Here is a 19320-nt window from a genome sequence, read left to right as displayed (position 1 = left end):
GGTAAAGAACGTCTTGATGGCACTATTCTAAATGACCTTCAAATGGTTAAGTCGATAAAAGCCTAACAAGCAATTTAAGCAGACTGCCAACGCTTGGCATTTTCAGCTCGGTTAGCTTTAGTGATTACGGTGTTAAGCTTTAGTATATCGGTAGTGTTGTCAGCTACTTAATTGGGCGTTATGCATAAAGAGGAAATATGTCAGATATAGTGAACGCAATAAATAGCCTTGCGGAACCGCGATTAATCGACTGGGCAACACTTATCGTGGCTGCTGCGTCATTGATAGTTGCATGTTTCGCAGCCAAGTTTTCACTTGAGCAAAATCAGATATCGAGCAGAGCGGAACGTGCTAAAGTATTAGAAGACCTATTCGATATTTTACACATTCTTAAACACTATGATGGTGAAAATATTGATAGTAATCTGCTAGATAAGACTTTTAAAAGGTTACAAAAAATCAAGCTTACTAGTACGGATCTTTTTTCTGAAGACGCAACTGTATTTGTAACAGAAGTAACGGAAAAAACACATGCTATGGGTACCAAAAGAGCACTGTATAAAAATGGTATACCGGATTTGTTTTTCAAAATAATTGAGTCAAGTGATATTGAGGTTGAACTTCCAAATTTGGAAGAAAAAATCGTACGGTTTACAACGAATATCGCTATTTTTTCTTCAAAGGGGCATTTGATAAATTTCATCAGCTGTTTGCAAAATATGCATAACAAAGCGTTTAAGACAGATTCCCAACGCTCGGCACTTTCAGTTTGGGTCAGCTTTAGTGTTTTAGGTGGCAAGGTTTTAGGTTGAGTGGTGGCGTTGCTCACTACTTAACGCGGCGTTATGTACTAGGAGGTAATTATCGATACTTACATTAAATTGAACTTTAGAAAGTATGTCTTATCTGAGTTTGTATTTATCATAACTTTATTGAGTTTTTTGTATTTGTTGTCAGGTGGTTATTTTCAACAACTTCACCTTTTTTTAATGGTGTTTAGTGCTGGAACTGCTATTAAAATTTCAATGTTATGGGTGAAATTTAAAAACGTATCGCTAAAAGTATCTAATAATAATGTTTTTTTGAATAATTCAGGTTGTGACATCACTTTATGGCGTAGTTTTCTCCCTTATGAAATAGGCTCGGTATTAAAGATTTCATATTCAGCGGGTGTTATGCAGAAACGTATTATTTACCTCCCTAAAGTGTATTGAACGCTACTGATTGGAAGCTACTTTCGGAACATCGTACATAACAAGCAATTTAAGCAGACTGCCAACGCTTGGCATTTTCAGCTTGTTTTAGCTTCAGTGATTTAGGCGGTAAATTTAAGTGTATTGGTAGCGTTGTCAGCTACTTAATTGGGCGTTAACTTTTGAGGAGAACTAATGAAACTTCCCATATTTAAATATCACCCTGATCCTTTGGCTACTGGATCAATTGAGGTTAGTGATGAAGTTTGCGAATGTTGTGAAAAAGCAACTGGTTATATTTACTCATCAACCCTCTATGCCCAAGAAGAAGTTGAATTTATCTGCCCTTGGTGCATAGCAGATGGTTTGGCTGCAAAAAAGTTTGACGGTACGTATGTTGATGATTACCCATTAATAAGTGCAGGTTTAGGCGAAAGTGTTGTTTCAGAAGTTTGTGAACGAACACCTGGCTATAACTCGTGGCAACAAGAGCAATGGCAAAGCCATTGTAACGATGCCTGTGAGTTTCATGGAGACGCTGAGAAAGAAGAATTACAGGCTTTGTCAGGAGAGGCTCTTGATTCATTTTTAGAGAAAGAAATGATCAAACTCGATATTTGGGTAAATATACTTGCGGGTTACCAGAAAGGTGGTAGCCCAGCGGTTCATAAGTTTAAGTGCCGTAAGTGTCCAGAAGTTCTCTATACGATGGACTTCGACTAAAAGTTAACAAGGCGTTTAAGACGGATTCCCAACGCTTGGCGTTTTCGGTTTAATTCAGCTTAAGTGATTACGGCACAATAGTTCAGGTCTGGAGGTTGGCGTTGCTCACCACTTAACGCGGCGTTAGGTTTAAATTTTAATAAAAGAACAAGGAGTTCAAATGACAATAAAAGTAGTTCCTCAAGCAGTACTACTGGGATTGCTGATATCTTCATCGGCTTATTCTAAAGATCTATCAGGAGTTTTAGGTGTCGAATAGCCTGGATAGAAGGTCGCAAATGGGAATGGACTGATATTCGCTATTGTGAGGGAAGAATTAAGGCAGTCGTCTCTGAACGAAAACTAGATGTTCAAACCCAAAATCTCGACTTATTAAAATGTTCTGCGGAAGACAGTTCATCTATTGTTAGGCGCGTTTCTGCAGAAATGTTGATTAGAGACCTAGAGGTTTTGGGAGACAACGCTAAAGGATTCGCTGAAAAATTTGCATTAGATAAGTCGAGTCCAGTATCTGAAAGAGGACTATTTGCATTAAAAAAACTGGAGGAAGCGGAGCGCGCTAACTCCTCTTAACAAGCAATTTATGAAGACTGTCAACACTTGGCATTTTCAACTCAATTTAACTTAAGTGATTTTTTACGGTAAGTTTGAGTGTATTAGCTTCGCTGTCAGTTACTTAATGCGATGTTATGTGTACGGTCCCCCAGCAATTTATTTAGAAATAAACTAAGTTAACTTTAAGTGTAAGTCTGAGGTGAATTATGGTTATTTCGTTACTAGCAGATAGTCCAAGTGACTCACATAAAATTGCTCAATGGTATTATGATGAGTGGGCTAATCATGCCAATACAACTTTAGAAATGGTGGTATTGGATGTTATGACTAAATCGATAAACCGAGACGATTTCCCCATGACATTCATCTGTAAATTAAATAATGACCTTATTGGTGTGGCTGAACTAAAACTTCAAGAAAATACCAGACTTCCAGAATACAAGCATTGGCTGGGTGGTGTCTTTGTTGACCCTTCTCACCGCCTTATGGGTGTTGCAAGTCAATTAATCTTCGCAGCTTTAGATAAAGCAGAGGCTTTGGGAGTAGGAACTCTGTATTTAGAGTGTGAACCGCACAATACTAGTTTGTATCATCGCCACGGTTTCAATGTCGATCATTCAGCAAGTGAAACTGGTGGAATGACTGTGATTATGAGTAAAACATTTAATACATAATAAGCAATTTAAGCGAACTGCCACGCTTGGCATTTTCAACAAGAGCCATACTTAAAAAGTATCATCTATTTATCGTAGATAAATGATGTGCAAGTCGCGTTATCCGCTAATAGGCATCTTGGTTTTAAATATATCTCTTATGTACATAAGGTTAGCCAGAGCCCCCTCGGGAAAGCCGAGTTTGATTTAGGGGAAACAGGAAGTAATGTAGATTTAGGTGTGCGAATACAAGGCTTATCTTCAGGAACTAGATACTTACTGCCTAGGTATCGTGTTGATATGAACCCCAAACAGTATGTTGAAGATAACATTGAAGAAGTTATAGCAAGTAAAGAAACACTGACATTTCAGCATGTTCCTTTAAAAAACATGATAGTTATTTTTATACGATTGAAAAATCGAAGAAAATAGTGAATTGAGTCTCTAAGTTCTATTTCGATTTAGTTGTAGTTACTTAGGTATAAATTTGAGTGAGTGATCAGCGTATCAAATACTTATATTGGCGTTCTATGCTATTCTTCGTTTTTGACTTTATTAGGTGATTTAAATGTCGGAACTGTATACAAAGCATGCGATTAAGTATGATGAGGTAATAAAAGATAATATTTATAATGCTCTTTTAGAGCGCCCATCGACAATAGCCTTACTCGACAATGTTAGTGGTATGGATGTTATTGATATGGGATGTGGTTCAGGTGTTTATGCCGAATGGTTTATTGACCATAAGGTGAATCATTTAACTTGTTTAGATATTTCTGAAGAAATGGTGTCTTTGGTTTCTGAAAAATTCGGAAGTCGAGTAAAAACTTACTCTCAAGATGTATCTAAGGGATTACCTTTAGAGCCTGATAATAGTGCAGACGTCATTATATGTCCGTTAGTACTGCACTATATTGAAGATCTACATGCTGTTTTTAGGGATGTTCAACGTGTCCTTAAGCCTGGTGGGTATATGGTATTTTCTACTCATCATCCTTTTGCAGACTTTGAATGTTCTAAAAGTGGGAACTATTTTGAACGTGAATATGTTGAAGAAGAGTGGAATACTATTGGTGAACCAGTGAAAGTAGCATTTTATCGACGTTCGTTAACTGAAATATGCGATGCAGTTTGCTCATCTGGACTCTTTATTTCAGCGATTAATGAAGGAACAGTAGATATCAAAGCAAAATCAATTTCAGAGTCGACATATAACCGCTTACAGAATAACCCTAACTTTATCTTCATGAGATGTAACAAAAATAGCATATAACTAACCGTTTAACTCTGATTTCCAACATTCTTAGTTGAACAAAAAGTGGTTGAATAGAATAAAATAGTTGAAAAATAATCTCAAACTTAAACTGTATTCACAGTGTTTAAAAATTTCTGAAATTGTTCGCCGCTCTCCTCGTCAACTCCAACGGGTGAAAGAAACGACAGGCTTTTGTCCTCATGATTTTTAGAGGTGGTACTTTAGATCGGGTACTCCACGTTTATGCAATTGCCTTTAAACGTGGGAGCGCTGGTGGAAGTTAGTTGTAATTCCTAAAAAATATTTAGAGCACTATACAAGTGTTGAAAGTTTATTGGTTTAAACAGGTCTTTCATAAAAGTAACAGATTATGTTGTGAATAATATTGGTGAACATGATGGGGCACAGTATTGATATGGTTATGTAATCAAAGAATCTATGCTAAGTGTGAGTTTATATAGTAGTGTTGTCAGAGACTTAATTGTGTTTTAAAGGTTAAAGGAAAATAACAAAGACGTATAGGTATAGAAGGACGACTCGTATTTTAAATTTAGTTAGCCTAGAAGGGAGAAACTTTGGAAAAATCTAAGATTTGGACGAATGAAACGTTCAAAGGTGTAGAGCTTCTTTCTGCAAGTTATACAAAATTTGAATTTACTAAACATTGGCATGAAGAGTTAGCCATTGGAGTAATAGAGGAAGGTGCAGAAGGGTTATACTATCGTGGTAAAAACCTTGTTATACCCAAACGTCATATCGTGGCAATTAATCCATCTGAAGTTCATACTGGCTTCGCTGGTTCACCGAGTGGTTGGCGATATAGGATGTTTTATTTTAATTTGGAGGAGCTTAACAACCAATTTGCGAACCGTGATATTCCAATTGATCCAATTATCGATAGTCCAATCATTTATGACGAATGTCTTTTTAAAATTTTACTCCAACTACATATGTCGTTAGAAGAATCGTCATTTAAGTTAACTAAAGAGTCTCTATTTACCTTATCTATTGAAACGTTATTTAAGCAATATGGTGGAGCTAAAAAAGAAACAATTCATACTATCTGCACCAAAAGTAGCTATCTCGCGAGAGATTTTATACAGGATAATTTCGAATATAATCCTTCATTATCTGAATTAGAAATCATTTCAAATTGCTCAAAATTCCAGCTAATCAAAAGTTTTAAAGCCATTTTTGGAATTACACCACATCAATATTTACTTTTGACAAAAGTTAAGCATGCAAAAAATTTACTTTCTAAAGGTTTAAGTTGTGTTGAAACCTCTCTTGCTTGTGGTTTTTACGATCAAAGCCATTTTACTCGTAATTTTAAAAAGGCGTATGGTATTTCCCCATCAAACTACTTAAATAGAATTAGTTAACCTTCAATTTTGTACAAGACCGATACAATTTGTTTGGCTAAAATTTTTTCTTTTAGTTAAGGGAATCGTATGAGTTTATTTATAATTTGGTTGGGAGTAATGTTTCCATTGGTGTTTAGTCCTGGTCCGGCAAATATTGTGTTTGCGGCGTCTGGTGCTAGTGTTGGAGTTAAACGTTCGATACCGTTAATTGCTGGTATAGATAGTGTATTTATTCTTAAATCTATCATCATAGGCTTTGGTTTAGGAGGGTTTGTAAAAAACTATCTAGAGGTGATGAGTAGTTTACAAATGCTAGGTTCGATTTATTTAGTCTACGTTGCCGTTAAGTTTATTCGTATGAATTCGGCTAAAGAAAAAAGTATGACTACCGAACTTGGATTTTTTGATGGTTTACTCATTCAAGTATTAAATAGTAAAGGCTGGTTGATGGTTTTCCTGATGTTCTCTTTGTTTACTGAATCATCACAGGAGGCTTTTGGAGATAAGGGTATATATATTTTAATCACTTGGCTGGCTTTGTTAAATATATCAATACATTTTATATGGGTTTCGATGGGTGATGTTTTATCACGAGTTTCAGATGATCCATTATATGAGAAAGGGCTAAATTATTTCTATGCATGCTGTTTGCTGGCTGTCAGTGTTTGGTTGATCGTTGAGAATCCAATGGTGGAAAATTATCTGGATATTAGTATATAAACAACTCGAAATTTAAATGCTTAAATTCTTTTATTACCAAAATTATTTATTAAAACTGTCTTTAATGATAATTCGGATAATTAATCATGATGCTGTGCTATTAATAATTGTTAACCATAACTGGTTTTAGTTATAAAAATCAATTACTTAGTCGATTAAAGTTGTTATAAACTCTGACTTCAAGGATCTGCCTCAGATAAAATCTTCATCATTGGGTGTGTTTTCCAATTTGAAGATAAAGAAAACATTGCGATATGTATGGGAAAGCTCTTCACTTATCTAGGTGGAAATAATCGTGCGATGTTCTGTAAATTACTGAATTTTTTGTACTTTGTTGTGTTTATCTGATCGGGCTCAATATTCAGCACTTCGAGATTGTAATTTTATTAGATATAAATATCATGCCAGTTTATATAATCAATAAGAGTTATTAAAATGAAAGTGAAGTTACCTTGCATAGTTTTAGCTATGTCTTTAGTTGGGTGTGCAACAACAGGGCTAAAGAAGGGTACGTTTATACACCTAATAAATTATCAGAACTTTTGATAGGTAATTTGTATGAGGCTACTAGTAAACTCAACCAAGAAGAAAACCTTTCTGCTGTATTTGTTGAAGATCAGGCATTATTAAAAATTGAAATTAAAGCGGATCGTGACAGCCGATATATGTGGGGGGTGCCAGGTAAACGTTTGCATGAGCAACTATGCACTAGTGATGAAGGTTTTTTTGCAGCGATTCGTGAATCTGGTGTTGGGATTGAATATACGCTTATTGATGAATCTCATAGGCAAATATTTGGTCCCTGGAACGCTGCTGCCTGTTTATAAGTAGAGTTTCTCAAGCACGTACAAGTTTAATGTACGTGTTTATTTATATTGTATATCTTTATTTCCATTATCATAACGACCACCAGATTTGGCTATTTTTTCAAACTCAAAGTTTAGCTATTCAAAAAGTAAGATAAAGTTGCTTTAAAATTGTAAATATTGATCTACTTTGAGGAGTGTTGAACGAATTCTTATCCTTCATATATCGTTTACTTGCCTAACTTGTGGTGACTTACATTTTTGAATGTAGGCTACGTCAATATAGGTTTTACTACTCTGAAATCAATTTTTCAGTGTTATTGTTTAACAACTTAAAGTGCTTTGTATGTTATAAAGCATCTAAAGACTCATTAAGAGACTTGAAACGCATACTTTATAAGCATAGTTTAAGTTGAATCCTTACCAATGATATTTTCTAACCAAAAGCAGTTTAGTGGTTGGTTTAAATAGATTATATACAAGTTATAGCCGTTATGACTTAGAAAATCTTATATTCAAAGGAGAGGATAAATGTATAAAGTTATTCTTATGGCGTTTATAGCCATCGTTTCTTTTAAATGCATAGCAATGTCGGAAAGAGTCATTGATGATCCCACCTTAATCGGTACTTTATATTACACTGATGGGAAGAAAGAACAGCCTGTTGTTGCAATGTGGGGAGGCTCCGGTGGCGGTGATTTTTCTGATAGTGCGGTAGTTAAACAAAGTGTTGAAATGCTTGTTGAACGTGGGTATGCGGTACTTGCCTTAACTTATTTTGATTTCAATAGTCAGTCAAAAGTAACCCCTCAGGCACTTAATCGTGTGCCACTTGAATACTTTGGTGATGCATTTCGGTGGGTACAGAAGCAACCTGACCTAAAGAAAAATACAATCGCGGTCTATGGGGTGAGCCGAGGTGGTGAACTGGCGCTGCTGCTGGCAAGTAAATTTGAAATAATCGACCTAGTTGTTGCGAGTGTGCCTAGCGCATATGCTTGGGGCTCATATGATAGGAATCGAACAGATAAAGATTGGATAGAATTGATAAAAACTGACCCTTGCCAAGCAGCATGGACATGGGCAGGAAAAGATATTCCTCATATCTGTAATCAACTATTAGGCAGTTATGAACCTTGGTATAACGTCATAGATAATAGAGAGCTGGTTGAAGGTTCTTTTATTCCCGTTGAAAGAAGTTCAGCCGCAATTTTATTGACTTCAGCCTCGCATGATTATGTTTGGCCATCGAAAGAGATGTCTGAGAGAATCATGTCTAGGCTTGAAGAAAAAGAATACAGCTTTCCTTTTAAACACCTATCGTATAGGTCAACCCATGATGTGCACAGCCGTAGTTGGCCTGACATATTTGACTTTATCTCGCTTCATTATCCTGTGAATGAATAATTAAGCGACTTCTATATTTTGAGGTTTTTAATATGCCTGAGAGCCTATGCGGCTCTCAGGCATATGAGATTGGCGAGTGTGGGAAACAAGCAAGAATTAAGCGGAGAGCTCGTTTCGAACTATTTCAGCTCCTGCACTTAATGCATTTAACTTCGCAGCTGCAATCGGGCGAGGTAGGGGAGCCATACCGCAGTTAGTACAAGGGTATAGATTTTCTGCATCCACATACTTAAGTACTTTCCGAAGAGTGTCTGCTACTTCTTCTGGTGTCTCAATTGCGTTGGTGGCAACATCAATAGCACCGACCATGACTTTTTTACCTCTAATCAACTCAAGCAGCTCAATTGGCACATGAGAGTTGTGGCATTCTAGTGAGATAATATCGATATTGGATTGCTGAAGTTTAGGGAAAACCTCTTCGTATTGTCTCCATTCTGTCCCCAGAGTATTTTTCCAATCTGTATTGGCTTTAATACCGTAGCCGTAACAAATATGAACGGCTGTTTCACACTTCAACCCTTCGATTGCTCGTTCTAGACAGGCAATTCCCCAGTCATTGACCTCATCAAAAAATACGTTAAATGCAGGCTCATCAAATTGAATAATATCCACACCAGCAGCTTCCAACTCCTTTGCTTCTTGATTGAGGATCTTTGCAAATTCCCAAGCTAACTTTTCACGACTCTTGTAGTGGTCATCGTAAAGCGTATCTATCATCGTCATAGGACCAGGTAAAGCCCACTTTATCGGTTGCTTGGTCTGCTTCCTTAGGAATTTTGCATCTTCTACAAAAACGGATTTTTGGCGAGAAACAGGGCCTATCACGCTAGGAACACTCGCATCGTATCGGTCACGGATCTTAACGGTTTTGCGCTTCTCAAAATCAACGCCGTTAAGGTGTTCAATGAACGTAGTCACAAAGTGTTGGCGGGTTTGTTCACCGTCGCTAACAATGTCAATGCCAGCATGTTGCTGTTCTTGTAACGATATTTTTAAAGCGTCGTGTTTTCCATCAGTCAATTCATCGCCTTGTAATTTCCAAGGGGACCATAGTGTTTCAGGTTGTGCAAGCCAAGACGGCTTAGGTAAGCTGCCAGCTGTTGAAGTCGGTAGTAATGTTTTCATAATGAATGCTGCTATCGTTGAGTTAAATATTAGGCGTAATTAGCAGACCACTGCTCAAGAACTGTTTGGTAAGGTTTGATGAAGTTTTCTTCTGCAAATTTACCTTGCTCAATTGCCAACTTGCTGCGCTCTTCTCGGTCATAAACAATTTGAGTTAGTGAATGATCCAAGTTTTTCAAGTTTGGCTGGTAGCAGTTTCCTGCGACAGCATTTGCGTTATAAATCTCAGGGCGATAGATCTTTTGGAATGTCCCCATTGTGCTGATCGTGCTGATAAGCTCAAGGTTAGAGTAATCATTTAGCAAATCACCGAAGAAATAAAATGCCAAAGGAGCAACACTATTTGGTGGCATGAAGTAACGTACTTCTAACCCCATTTTTTTGAAGTATTGTTCTGTTAAAGAGGACTCATTTGGCTGATATTCAAAACCTAATACAGGGTGTTGGTTTTCAGTTCGGTAATATGTTTTATTATCTGAAACGCTCAGGCAGATTACAGGCGGCTTTTTAAAGTTTTCTTTATAAGTTTTCGAGTTGACGAAATACTTGAAGAGTTGCCCGTGCAAAACGCCAAAATCATCAGGGATGCTAAATTTAGGCTGTTCTTTATTATGATCTAGCAGTAATACGCTGAAATCATAATCACGAACATAAGAAGAGAAGTTATTCCCAACAATACCTTCTATGCGTTCATTAGTTTTATGATCAAGAATGTTCGTTTTTAATACTTCAATAGAAGGGAATGTTTCACCACCTTCTTGAATATCCATATCAACAGAAATGATTTCAAGTTCTACAGAGTAACGGTCGCCCTTAGGGTTGTCCCAACTCGCTAACGCGTTGAAACTATTGTCAATCATCTTCAGAGCGTTTCTCAAGTTCTCTTTACGGCTCTCTCCCCTTGCTAAATTAGCAAAGTTCGTTGTGATGCGAGTATTGTCTGAAGGGTGGTAATTTTCATCAAGGCTAAGGCTCTTAATTGTAAAATTGAAGTCATTGTTCATAGTGAGCGGGTATCCTATTTCCTGATATAAAAGCTGAGTTTATTCCTGACTATTTCTGGGTGTTATATTTTATTTTTAACTTCCCAGTCAGCCTGATTGAATTTTTATTATTAACTCTGAGTGTCGTAACTAAGAATTAATAAAATTTGTGGTTCTCAGGGCTGAAAGACTTTTATACGTGCTTACGTGAATGGTTAATAATGGTTTTAATTAACATTCAATATGAAAATAATTCATGTTTATCTTTAGTTAGGTAAATTTGAGGATTGAGTGGTACTAAATTGGACTAAATATTCTAAGTAATGGATGAGATGGCGAATGGTAGTTTGAAGTCTATGGAAACGTATAGAGGAGGTAAGGATCTTATTGGGATGATTCAGGCTGGTGGTCTTGAGATTAAACAATAAACAATAAACTATAAAAAGCATTCGCTAATAGAAGTGTGACGTCATGAGCCACACTTCTTATTTAGAATAAGCTAAAGTTTTTTAGCGAGTGAATCTAAAAACGTGGAAATATCTTTGGCAGTAATATCCCTATGAGTCACGAACCGAATTGGATTACTTAGTGTTATTGTGATGCCTTCTTCGCTTAACTCTTGCGAAATTCGTGAGATATCAACCGTTTCATCAAGTTTTGCAAAAACAATGTTGGTCTGAACAAAATCAGGATTGACAGAGAAGCCTTCTAGTTGACTTAATCCAATCGCAAGTTTCTTAGCGTTTTCGTGGTCAACTTTAAGTTGCCCTATGTGATCCGTTAATGCGATTTTCCCTGCTGCGGCTAGGATACCAGCTTGTCTCATGCCACCACCTAGCATCTTTCTTAATCGACGCGCTTTCGCAATGTACTCTTTGCTACCAAGCAGTAAAGAGCCGATAGGAGCGCCTAGCCCCTTAGAAAGGCAGATGGTCATAGAATCAAAGTGTTGTGCTATCTCACGTACTGGCACATCTAGAGCCGCCGCAGCGTTGTAAACTCTTGCACCATCTAAATGAAGTTGCAAATTATGTTTGTTTACAAATTTTCTTGCATTCGATAAGTATTCTAGAGGTAATACTTTTCCATTAATTGTATTTTCTAAGCTCAATAGTTTTGTTCGGGCAAAGTGCGAATCGTCAGGCTTTATCGCATTTTCTAGCTTCTTGAAATCCAGGGTCCCATCAGGGTTGTTTTCAATAGGCTGTGGTTGAATAGATCCAAGAACTGCTGCGCCCCCAGCTTCATATTTGTAGTTATGCGCCTGTTGCCCACATAAGTACTCGTCACCTCGTTCACAGTGCGACATTAATGCTAGAAGGTTAGCTTGTGTGCCTGAGGAGGTGAAAATAGCCGCTTCAAAACCAGTTTCACTAGCAATCCACTGTTCTAACTCATTGACGGTTGGATCGTCACCGTAGACATCGTCACCAACATCTGCATTTGCCATTGCTTCACGCATAGCTTGGGTAGGTTTAGTTACAGTATCAGAACGAAAGTCCATGAATTGTCCTTATTGGTTTTTATTGGAAGTGGCGAATAGTTTATTGGTCAAAAGTGCTAGTCAATCAACAGTGCCAATTAATCAATGGCGCTATTTGATCAAAAGCGATAAACGATCAAATCACTATTTGATAAAACCACATAATTTGGCCTTGCTTAAGCAGGCGATGGTTTTGGTGTCCGTTATCTGGTCGTTTCTTATTTTTTCTTCAAGTTCATGCACCGAGATTTCTATAACTTCAATTATTTCATCATCATCACAAGTAAACCTTGATGTATGAACTAAGTTTTCCGCCACAAATAGGTACTGAATTTCATCACAAAACCCGGCAAGTGGAGTGACTTGACCAAGGCTACTAAAATTACCTGAGCTGTAGCCAGTTTCTTCTTCTAACTCCCTTTCTGCACACGCTTGTGGTGTTTCACCTGGCTCCATAGTGCCAGCGGGAAGCTCTAGTAGCCACTTTTTAAGAGAAGGCCGGAATTGATTCACAAGAATTATATTTCCCTCATTTGTGATTGGTAAAATCACAGCAGCACCAGGGTGATTGATCGTGGTATGTAAAATTGAAACGCCAGTGGGTAATTCGATGTTCTCTTCTACGAGAGATATGCTCTTCCATTTATGGATTACTTTATTCATTTATGGTGGTTATTTCCTAGCTAACTGCTCAAATTCATTCTTAAGCGAGACTGATGCCACAATAGCGGTTATACCAACATAGGAAAAGGATAAACGTTATTTAACCTATACTTGCATGCATACCGATTGTGATATGACTCCCAAATGTGGAATCTATGATTACAATAAAAATAGCTATGTAACCTTCTGATATAAGTACAGCTCAAATATAAAATGCACTTGTAACAAAGTGCTAACAAATGTATAAAAACATATATACAGACTCAAATGCTATTAGTTCTTGGAGTAATACAACGATGAATCCATCCATCTCTTCCCACACAGACAAAGCGCTGCTTTCAGAAAGAATAAATAAGTTAGCTGCAGCGTTGTCTGACGGTGTGTATGAAAGAGAAGATACTATCAAGTTATGTTTGTTGGCTGCGTTAGCGGGTGAAAGCGTGTTTTTACTTGGTCCTCCAGGTATTGCAAAAAGTTTGATTGCGAAACGTTTGATCCAAGCATTTGATAATAGTAGCTATTTTGAATATCTAATGACTCGTTTTTCAACACCTGAAGAGGTGTTCGGTCCTTTAAGCATACAAGAGCTCAAAGATAACGGGCGCTATGTTCGTTTAACTGAGGGCTACCTTCCTACGGCTCAGGTTGTTTTCCTTGACGAAATTTGGAAAGCAGGACCTGCAATTTTGAACACACTTTTAACCGTAGTGAATGAAAAAACTTTTAAAAATGGTAGTGAGATACAGCGCGTACCCATGCGTTTACTTGTCTCTGCATCAAACGAATTACCAGATGAAGATAGTGGACTTGATGCGCTTTATGATCGAATGCTAGTTCGAATTTTCGTTAATCGTATTCAGAACAAGCAAAATTTCAAATCGATGTTAACCACGGGGACTTCGCAAGAAGCAGTCATTCCACCAGGATTAGCTATTACTGATATTGAATATCATCAATGGCAGAAAGAGCTCGATACTTTAGGGCTATCAGATAATAGCTTCGACAAGCTGTTTGAATTGAAAACCATGCTGGAAAGTAAGATCCAAAGTCACGGCATTGATATCGCGGAATCAGATTTATATGTTTCAGATAGACGTTGGAAAAAAGCAGTTAAATTACTTAAAGCGAGTGCATTTTTCAGTGGACGAGATTCAGTAAACCCACTTGATATTATGCTACTGCAAGATTGCTTGTGGAACAGTCCTGAATCTCGAGAAATTGTGCGTAGTGTTGTGAAGGAATTTGCTCTTAACCAAGCGTTTGATCAACAAGAATCGAAACATCAAATTGAACAGTGCCGTGAAGAATTAGAAGATATCCAAGAAGAAGTTGAAACCAGCTTATCTGTATCTTTATCTCTTGGCAGCACAACATCAGGATTATTACGAAAAGATAAAGACGTTTATCAGCACGATATCAAAAATGCCAAAATGTATAACGTTGGTAGTGCCTATAACTTAGTAAAACTCGTATTACTTCAAAGCAATATGTCAGTGTCTGAATCTGAGAAGGGTGATAGCCGTTGGGTGTATGTAGCAAAAGATGATTTTGACCGAGTACTCAAAGAAGGACATGGTGATATTTACGGTTATGTAAATCAGAACACCAACTTATGTCGCCTAAAAATGGATTTAGATGCTTCAAACCAACTGGTTATTAAAGACATTGCCAACCGTTCTGTTTTAGTCAGCGTGGTCACAACAGAAGGCCTTGATGAGGAACGCTATCAAAAATGGCTAACCCGTGCAGAGCAAGCACTTAAAGAATTAACAGCCGCCGACTTCCATTTAAAGAGAGTGCGTTCAGAGTTCCATGGGGCACTGCCTCATAGCTTTATTGATCCTGAATTGCCTAAAGCAATGGAAATCAGCTTACAAAATCTTATGCAAGAGCTCGAATCAACCCAAGTTAAAAGTAGCAAGATTGTTCAGCGCATAAAATTTATGAGCCAGTACTTTGAGTAAGGGGGTAGTTTTATGTTAGGCGCAGATGGCTTAAACCTTGCCTTAATGCTGGCAGATTCAGGGATCATTGACTCGGCAGTCAATGATCTTATGGCTCGCTCTCAGTTGATGATGGCGGCAGAAAATAAAGGTATGAAATCTTCAGTAAAAAATCACCTTTTGAAGTGGCGAGGCAAAGTTAAAAAGCGTGTGACTAAAGTCTGCGAAACCGATCGTTTTAAAGAGGAGTTGGCTCTCTATCAAGAAGTGATTTATTGGAATGAAGACCAGTTTTTTGATGAGATTGATTCTGTAATCAAGAAGCTTGAATGGCATTCTGCATTTTATCTACAAGCTCGTCGTTTAATTGAACAAAATAAAGGCGTTGATAACGCCATGTTCCCGCATTACTTTTGCGATCAATGGTATCAGTACCTGTCGGATGCAATACAACAAGCACAACTTACTGAACTTGAAGCGAGTAAAGAAAAAGTACTTGCTGACCTTTACCAGCGCATGGAAACCATGAAAAGCATGGATAAAGTGACTGAATCGGGTGATGAGGGCAGTGTAGGACGATTGTGGGACATGGCTTCTGCAAAGTTAAGTAAAACTGACCTTACCGTGATGAAGCGACATGCTGAGTTCCTAACAAAAAATAAAGGCTTGCAAGATATCGCCGAACAGCTTGGTAGAATGGCTGGATTGGTCGATGACCCTTCTTTGAACAAAGCCCCAGTTGAAGAACTGCAGATGGTTGAAGAGAAGAGTGATGAAGCGGTAGATGATATTGTCGGAATTCATGAAAGTGATGACCTGAACAAAATGCTGCCAAATGAAACTATGTTTCTGGCTTATCCTGAACTTGAAGTGATTTTTTATAAACATTTAGCGGATAAGCGATTATTAAGTTATCGCTCTCAAGGTAAGTCTCGGACTCTACGCAAAGTGAAAGCCCAAAAGCCGGACAGTAAAGATGTCGATGTAGAAAAGGGACCGTTTATCGTTTGTGTGGACGCATCAGGTTCAATGAGTGGATTTCCAGAGCAATCCGCGAAGGCAATGGCTTATGCCCTAATGCAAATTGCGTTAGCAGAGGAACGTGATTGCTATGTTATTTTATTTTCCTCTGAACAAATAACGTATGAATTGACTCGCCAGGATGGTTTAAGGGAAGCCAGTGATTTCTTGAGCTACTCATTCCATGGCGGGACGGATTTAGAACCGGTATTAATGAAGTCCATCGACTTGATGATGGGAGATAAATACAAGAATGCTGATTTGGTTGTGTTATCTGATTTCATCGCACCTAAACAATCTGACGAAATGATTGCTCAAGTTGAGAAACTAAAAGAGCATAAAAATCGTTTTCACGCGGTGAGTTTATCAAAATACGGAAACCCACAGCTAATGACTATGTTTGATCATTGCTGGGCTTATCATCCAAGCTTGGTCGGGCGCTTAATGAAGAAATGGTAGAAGTAACGTTATCATCTCATTCGTTTAACTATCGACTAGTAACGCCCAATCTCTAGCTCTCACGAATGGTTAGTGATTAATCATTTTCTTACTGTTAATCGCAGACTCTTAGGTTGCTGGCTAATTATTTAGTGGTCATCAAAGAAGTCCTTATTACGTATGTATTTACTCATTAAGTGATATGAAAAAGGTCTAATTAACCAGCTAATCAGTGAACGCCCTAATCGTATTAATGATGGGGTGTTTTCATAAATACGTCCATTGTATAACCAGAGCATTTTCCCTACATGCCAATAAAGCAAAGGCACTGGTGGCATAAAAGTCACTATGTCTAAATCACAACAAATTCGATAGGTCTTTTGATTTAGCCCGTAATGTTTTTTAAAGTGCCAATCTCCTATGGCGGGTTGCCCAAAAGTCACTACGCGTTTAATACTCCTTGGGTATTTCTTTTCTAAGTAATCTGCAAATACACAGCCAATCGCTCCTCCAGAGGAGTGACCTGTTATCGCAATACGCTTTCCTTGCTCTATAAACGGTACCAGAGTCGCTTCGAGCCTTTGAATGACATTCAGCCCTAATCTGTCTTCGTTTCTTGAAGGCATGCTTTCTTGGAACAATAAATGATAAAACCCTGCATGGATTCGATAGTTCAATCCAAGTTTTCTACAACATCTTGTCCACAATAAAAAATTTAAGAGCCAATCACTGACACTGTGAGAACCCTTGATAACCACGACCACTTCTTTGCTGTCGCGACTCCAAAGGACACGAATCATGATTTTCCCGTGCATGTTGCGAATTATTCTTTGACCATTAGGGTCGAACCCATAGCGTGTTTGTTTAAAGACACGTGGATAAGCGAGATTACAAAGAACGGCGTAGCGTTCATATTGGTACCGTTTGAGAGGCTTCACGTAACATTAAATTGATGGGTAGTTACCCCAGTGTAATTTTTAAGTGTGAATGAACAGTGACTGCGTGAGATATTAGTTTAGAAGTATCGAAGAATAACAAAGTATTTGTCGGAAATAGTGCTACAAAAAACATCAAAGTGGCGCGAATTAACGCTTTTGGAATGATATTTAATCGATTGAATTAAAAAGGCAAAATTTAGTGTTGACGTGTGTGAGGAATCGGTTAAAGTACGCCTCGTTCTCAGGCAGAAGCCAAAAGAACAGATGGTGTCACCATCGCTTTTAATGCGTTGCCCTGGTGGTGGAATTGGTAGACACAAGGGATTTAAAATCCCTCGGCGTTCGCGCTGTGCCGGTTCAAGTCCGGCCCGGGGCACCATCATAGTTTGTTTTTTGAATTAGTTTTTTAAATCTCAAACGCAGTGAGAGTCGCTCTCTTTAAAAGCGGAAACATGGTAATTCGTTATTATGTTAAGAAGGCGCCTTGGCAGAGTGGCTATGCAGCGGATTGCAAATCCGTGGACCTCGGTTCGACTCCGGGAGGCGCCTCCAATCTCTTTAAGAGATATAGAATTATAAGRTATGGCGAAAGCGGTATCGAAGATGGTGTCTAACCGCTTGAAAAAGCACATTGGTTAGGAGCATCGCAACAAGTTTGCGTGCCCTGGTGGTGGAATTGGTAGACACAAGGGATTTAAAATCCCTCGGCGTTCGCGCTGTGCCGGTTCAAGTCCGGCCCGGGGCACCATCTATTTGAACYTCAYTTAGTMGTGAGMTTCAAAGAGTCGTACTCTTAAAACACGATTAAAGGCGCCTTGGCAGAGTGGCTATGCAGCGGATTGCAAATCCGTGGACCTCGGTTCGACTCCGGGAGGCGCCTCCAAATTAGAAAGCCCTAGCAGAAATGCTGGGGCTTTTTAGTATTTGCTTATTAGATATCAGCTCAATAAAATATTCGAGCAATGTAGCGAGTCACTCACAATTTACAGCTTATTTTTGTATCTCTGCTAGCAAGTGTTTCTTCATCCTTGCTGTGTTCTGCTTCTAAACTGGTGACCTCTAGTTCTACAACGGCGACACCATCTTTGCCATTCTTTTTCACTTGATACATAGCCGCGTCGGCTTTTTCATAAATATCTTCAAATTGATGAGTTTTGCCTGTAAATAAACAAGCTCCAATACTAAAGCCTATCTGTATATTTTTTTCTGATGCGAGTAACGTCGGGGAAATGAAAGAAAGGATCATGTCACATAATCTCATGATTTCGTGGCGTTCAGAATAGCGGCAAAGCAATACAAACTCATCGCCACCCAGCCTACCAATTTTGCTTTTATTTAATGCGACTTCGGTAAGCCAATTAGCTATTTCGATTAATAAATTGTCTCCCGTTTGGTGTCCAAGCCCATCATTTACCGATTTGAAATTATCAACATCAATAAAAATTAATGCAGCGGTTTCGTCACTATAATTGGATAAGTGTTCATTGAAGCTGCTTTGAATGGCAGAACGGTTTAATAAACTGGTAAGAGGATCTTTGTTTGCTAAGTCAGCCAGTTTCATCTCATATCGCTTTTCTTGAGTGATATCGATATGAGTGCCCATCATACGTAGAGGTGCGCCGTTTTCATCAAACTCGACGACTCTCCCTCTGTCTGATACCCAACTATCACTACCATCTTTATGAACCATTCGGTGTACAACTTGGTAAAGATCAGTCTTACCTGCAAGGTGATCTTCAAACGCCCCCACGGCTAGGTCATAGTCATCAGGGTGTAAGTTTTGTTTCCACATTTCAACAGTTGCACTGAGTTCGTTAGGTTGGAAGCCAAGCATTTTTCCCCATTCCATATTGAAAATAGTTAAAGAGCCGCTAGGCACATGTTGCTCCCACAAGCATAACCCTGTGCCATCTAAAGCCAGGTTTAATTTTTCTTGTAAACGAGCGTTATCTGATTTTAAACGCTCATTTTCTTTTTCAAGCTGTTCAATTCTTTTTAAGTAATCATCCATATACTTACCTAAAATCACCGTGTAGAACGAGGGACCATTT

Annotated in this window: 17 protein-coding genes and 4 tRNA genes; 15 read left to right on the top strand and 6 right to left on the bottom strand. The window is 38.3% G+C overall.

Annotated features, from left to right (window positions below; translation table 11 throughout):
- The first annotated feature begins 197 nt into the window (after nt 1–197).
- From L4C37_RS20165 to L4C37_RS20125, 9 genes are all read left to right on the top strand, one after another.
- Complete coding sequence (locus L4C37_RS20165) at nt 198–812, top strand: hypothetical protein (RefSeq protein ID WP_429769686.1); 615 nt, start codon at nt 198–200, stop codon at nt 810–812.
- Nucleotides 813–1388: 576 nt separating this feature from the next.
- Nucleotides 1389–1916, top strand: a complete 528-nt coding sequence (locus tag L4C37_RS20160; RefSeq protein ID WP_429769684.1) for a CbrC family protein — start codon at nt 1389–1391, stop codon at nt 1914–1916.
- 761 nt (nt 1917–2677) lie between these two features.
- Nucleotides 2678–3145 carry a GNAT family N-acetyltransferase gene (locus L4C37_RS20155; protein ID WP_429769682.1) on the top strand — a complete coding sequence of 156 codons (468 nt, stop codon included), beginning with the start codon at nt 2678–2680 and terminating at the stop codon, nt 3143–3145.
- Nucleotides 3146–3232: 87 nt separating this feature from the next.
- Complete coding sequence (locus tag L4C37_RS20150) at nt 3233–3556, top strand: hypothetical protein (RefSeq protein ID WP_429769680.1); 324 nt, start codon at nt 3233–3235, stop codon at nt 3554–3556.
- 136 nt (nt 3557–3692) lie between these two features.
- A complete protein-coding gene (locus L4C37_RS20145; RefSeq protein WP_429769678.1) occupies nt 3693–4397 on the top strand; it encodes a class I SAM-dependent methyltransferase in 705 nt (234 codons plus the stop codon).
- A 557-nt stretch (nt 4398–4954) separates the two neighbouring features.
- Nucleotides 4955–5761: an AraC family transcriptional regulator gene (locus L4C37_RS20140; protein ID WP_137374133.1), complete on the top strand. Its 807-nt coding sequence runs from the start codon at nt 4955–4957 to the stop codon at nt 5759–5761.
- Nucleotides 5762–5830: 69 nt separating this feature from the next.
- Nucleotides 5831–6463 (top strand): LysE family translocator, encoded by a 633-nt coding sequence (locus L4C37_RS20135; protein ID WP_137374134.1) that lies wholly within the window; start codon nt 5831–5833, stop codon nt 6461–6463.
- Nucleotides 6464–7017: 554 nt separating this feature from the next.
- The gene (locus tag L4C37_RS20130; protein WP_429769675.1) at nt 7018–7290 is read left to right on the top strand and encodes a hypothetical protein; all 273 of its coding nucleotides are present in this window, start codon (nt 7018–7020) and stop codon (nt 7288–7290) included.
- A gap of 510 nt (nt 7291–7800) precedes the next feature.
- Nucleotides 7801–8676, top strand: a complete 876-nt coding sequence (locus L4C37_RS20125) for an acyl-CoA thioester hydrolase/BAAT C-terminal domain-containing protein (protein WP_429769673.1) — start codon at nt 7801–7803, stop codon at nt 8674–8676.
- A gap of 96 nt (nt 8677–8772) precedes the next feature.
- Here L4C37_RS20125 and L4C37_RS20120 read toward each other — a convergent pair whose 3' ends face one another.
- The 4 genes from L4C37_RS20120 to L4C37_RS20105 all read right to left on the bottom strand — a co-directional run bounded on the left by L4C37_RS20120 (nt 8773) and on the right by L4C37_RS20105 (nt 12930).
- Nucleotides 8773–9801, bottom strand: coding sequence for a methionine synthase (locus tag L4C37_RS20120; RefSeq protein WP_429769672.1), 1029 nt, complete (start codon nt 9799–9801; stop codon nt 8773–8775).
- 29 nt (nt 9802–9830) lie between these two features.
- Nucleotides 9831–10805: a DUF1852 domain-containing protein gene (locus tag L4C37_RS20115; RefSeq protein WP_429769670.1), complete on the bottom strand. Its 975-nt coding sequence runs from the start codon at nt 10803–10805 to the stop codon at nt 9831–9833.
- A 478-nt stretch (nt 10806–11283) separates the two neighbouring features.
- Nucleotides 11284–12288 (bottom strand): low-specificity L-threonine aldolase, encoded by a 1005-nt coding sequence (gene ltaE / locus L4C37_RS20110; RefSeq protein WP_429769668.1) that lies wholly within the window; start codon nt 12286–12288, stop codon nt 11284–11286.
- Nucleotides 12289–12411: 123 nt separating this feature from the next.
- Complete coding sequence (locus L4C37_RS20105) at nt 12412–12930, bottom strand: NUDIX hydrolase (protein WP_273295703.1); 519 nt, start codon at nt 12928–12930, stop codon at nt 12412–12414.
- Between the two features lie 296 nt (nt 12931–13226).
- Between L4C37_RS20105 and L4C37_RS20100 the strand changes: the two genes are divergently transcribed.
- Both L4C37_RS20100 and viaA read left to right on the top strand, forming a co-directional pair.
- Nucleotides 13227–14894 (top strand): ATPase RavA domain-containing protein, encoded by a 1668-nt coding sequence (locus L4C37_RS20100; protein ID WP_429769666.1) that lies wholly within the window; start codon nt 13227–13229, stop codon nt 14892–14894.
- A 12-nt stretch (nt 14895–14906) separates the two neighbouring features.
- Complete coding sequence (gene viaA, locus L4C37_RS20095; RefSeq protein WP_429769664.1) at nt 14907–16352, top strand: ATPase RavA stimulator ViaA; 1446 nt, start codon at nt 14907–14909, stop codon at nt 16350–16352.
- Between the two features lie 128 nt (nt 16353–16480).
- On the opposite strand, the gene L4C37_RS20090 is transcribed toward viaA, so the two are convergent.
- A complete protein-coding gene (locus tag L4C37_RS20090; protein WP_429769662.1) occupies nt 16481–17269 on the bottom strand; it encodes a lipase family protein in 789 nt (262 codons plus the stop codon).
- Between the two features lie 292 nt (nt 17270–17561).
- Here L4C37_RS20090 and L4C37_RS20085 point away from each other — a divergent pair.
- The 4 genes from L4C37_RS20085 to L4C37_RS20070 all read left to right on the top strand — a co-directional run bounded on the left by L4C37_RS20085 (nt 17562) and on the right by L4C37_RS20070 (nt 18152).
- Nucleotides 17562–17648, top strand: a tRNA-Leu gene (locus L4C37_RS20085).
- Nucleotides 17649–17747: 99 nt separating this feature from the next.
- A tRNA-Cys gene (locus tag L4C37_RS20080) sits at nt 17748–17821 on the top strand.
- A gap of 109 nt (nt 17822–17930) precedes the next feature.
- A tRNA-Leu gene (locus L4C37_RS20075) sits at nt 17931–18017 on the top strand.
- A gap of 61 nt (nt 18018–18078) precedes the next feature.
- Nucleotides 18079–18152: transfer RNA gene (locus tag L4C37_RS20070), tRNA-Cys, on the top strand.
- A 93-nt stretch (nt 18153–18245) separates the two neighbouring features.
- Here L4C37_RS20070 and L4C37_RS20065 read toward each other — a convergent pair.
- The gene (locus L4C37_RS20065) at nt 18246–19280 is read right to left on the bottom strand and encodes a sensor domain-containing diguanylate cyclase (RefSeq protein ID WP_137374144.1); all 1035 of its coding nucleotides are present in this window, start codon (nt 19278–19280) and stop codon (nt 18246–18248) included.
- Nucleotides 19281–19320: the final 40 nt, after the last annotated feature.

The sequence above is a fragment of the Vibrio kagoshimensis genome (assembly GCF_050337535.1).
In the GTDB taxonomy this organism is placed as follows: domain Bacteria; phylum Pseudomonadota; class Gammaproteobacteria; order Enterobacterales; family Vibrionaceae; genus Vibrio; species Vibrio gallaecicus.
Note: the sequence above shows the minus strand (reverse complement) of the source record. Positions and strands in the feature narration are given on the sequence as shown.

What these genes read in the sequence shown, in the direction of transcription:
- L4C37_RS20120 (WP_429769672.1), bottom strand. Translation starts at nt 9,801, where the DNA reads ATGAAAACATTACTACCGACTTCAACAGCTGGCAGCTTACCTAAGCCG.
- L4C37_RS20100 (WP_429769666.1), top strand. Translation starts at nt 13,227, where the DNA reads ATGAATCCATCCATCTCTTCCCACACAGACAAAGCGCTGCTTTCAGAA.
- L4C37_RS20160 (WP_429769684.1), top strand. Translation starts at nt 1,389, where the DNA reads ATGAAACTTCCCATATTTAAATATCACCCTGATCCTTTGGCTACTGGA.
- L4C37_RS20165 (WP_429769686.1), top strand. Translation starts at nt 198, where the DNA reads ATGTCAGATATAGTGAACGCAATAAATAGCCTTGCGGAACCGCGATTA.
- L4C37_RS20155 (WP_429769682.1), top strand. Translation starts at nt 2,678, where the DNA reads ATGGTTATTTCGTTACTAGCAGATAGTCCAAGTGACTCACATAAAATT.
- L4C37_RS20115 (WP_429769670.1), bottom strand. Translation starts at nt 10,805, where the DNA reads ATGAACAATGACTTCAATTTTACAATTAAGAGCCTTAGCCTTGATGAA.
- L4C37_RS20105 (WP_273295703.1), bottom strand. Translation starts at nt 12,930, where the DNA reads ATGAATAAAGTAATCCATAAATGGAAGAGCATATCTCTCGTAGAAGAG.
- ltaE (WP_429769668.1), bottom strand. Translation starts at nt 12,288, where the DNA reads ATGGACTTTCGTTCTGATACTGTAACTAAACCTACCCAAGCTATGCGT.
- L4C37_RS20065 (WP_137374144.1), bottom strand. Translation starts at nt 19,280, where the DNA reads ATGGATGATTACTTAAAAAGAATTGAACAGCTTGAAAAAGAAAATGAG.
- L4C37_RS20135 (WP_137374134.1), top strand. Translation starts at nt 5,831, where the DNA reads ATGAGTTTATTTATAATTTGGTTGGGAGTAATGTTTCCATTGGTGTTT.
- L4C37_RS20125 (WP_429769673.1), top strand. Translation starts at nt 7,801, where the DNA reads ATGTATAAAGTTATTCTTATGGCGTTTATAGCCATCGTTTCTTTTAAA.
- L4C37_RS20145 (WP_429769678.1), top strand. Translation starts at nt 3,693, where the DNA reads ATGTCGGAACTGTATACAAAGCATGCGATTAAGTATGATGAGGTAATA.
- viaA (WP_429769664.1), top strand. Translation starts at nt 14,907, where the DNA reads ATGTTAGGCGCAGATGGCTTAAACCTTGCCTTAATGCTGGCAGATTCA.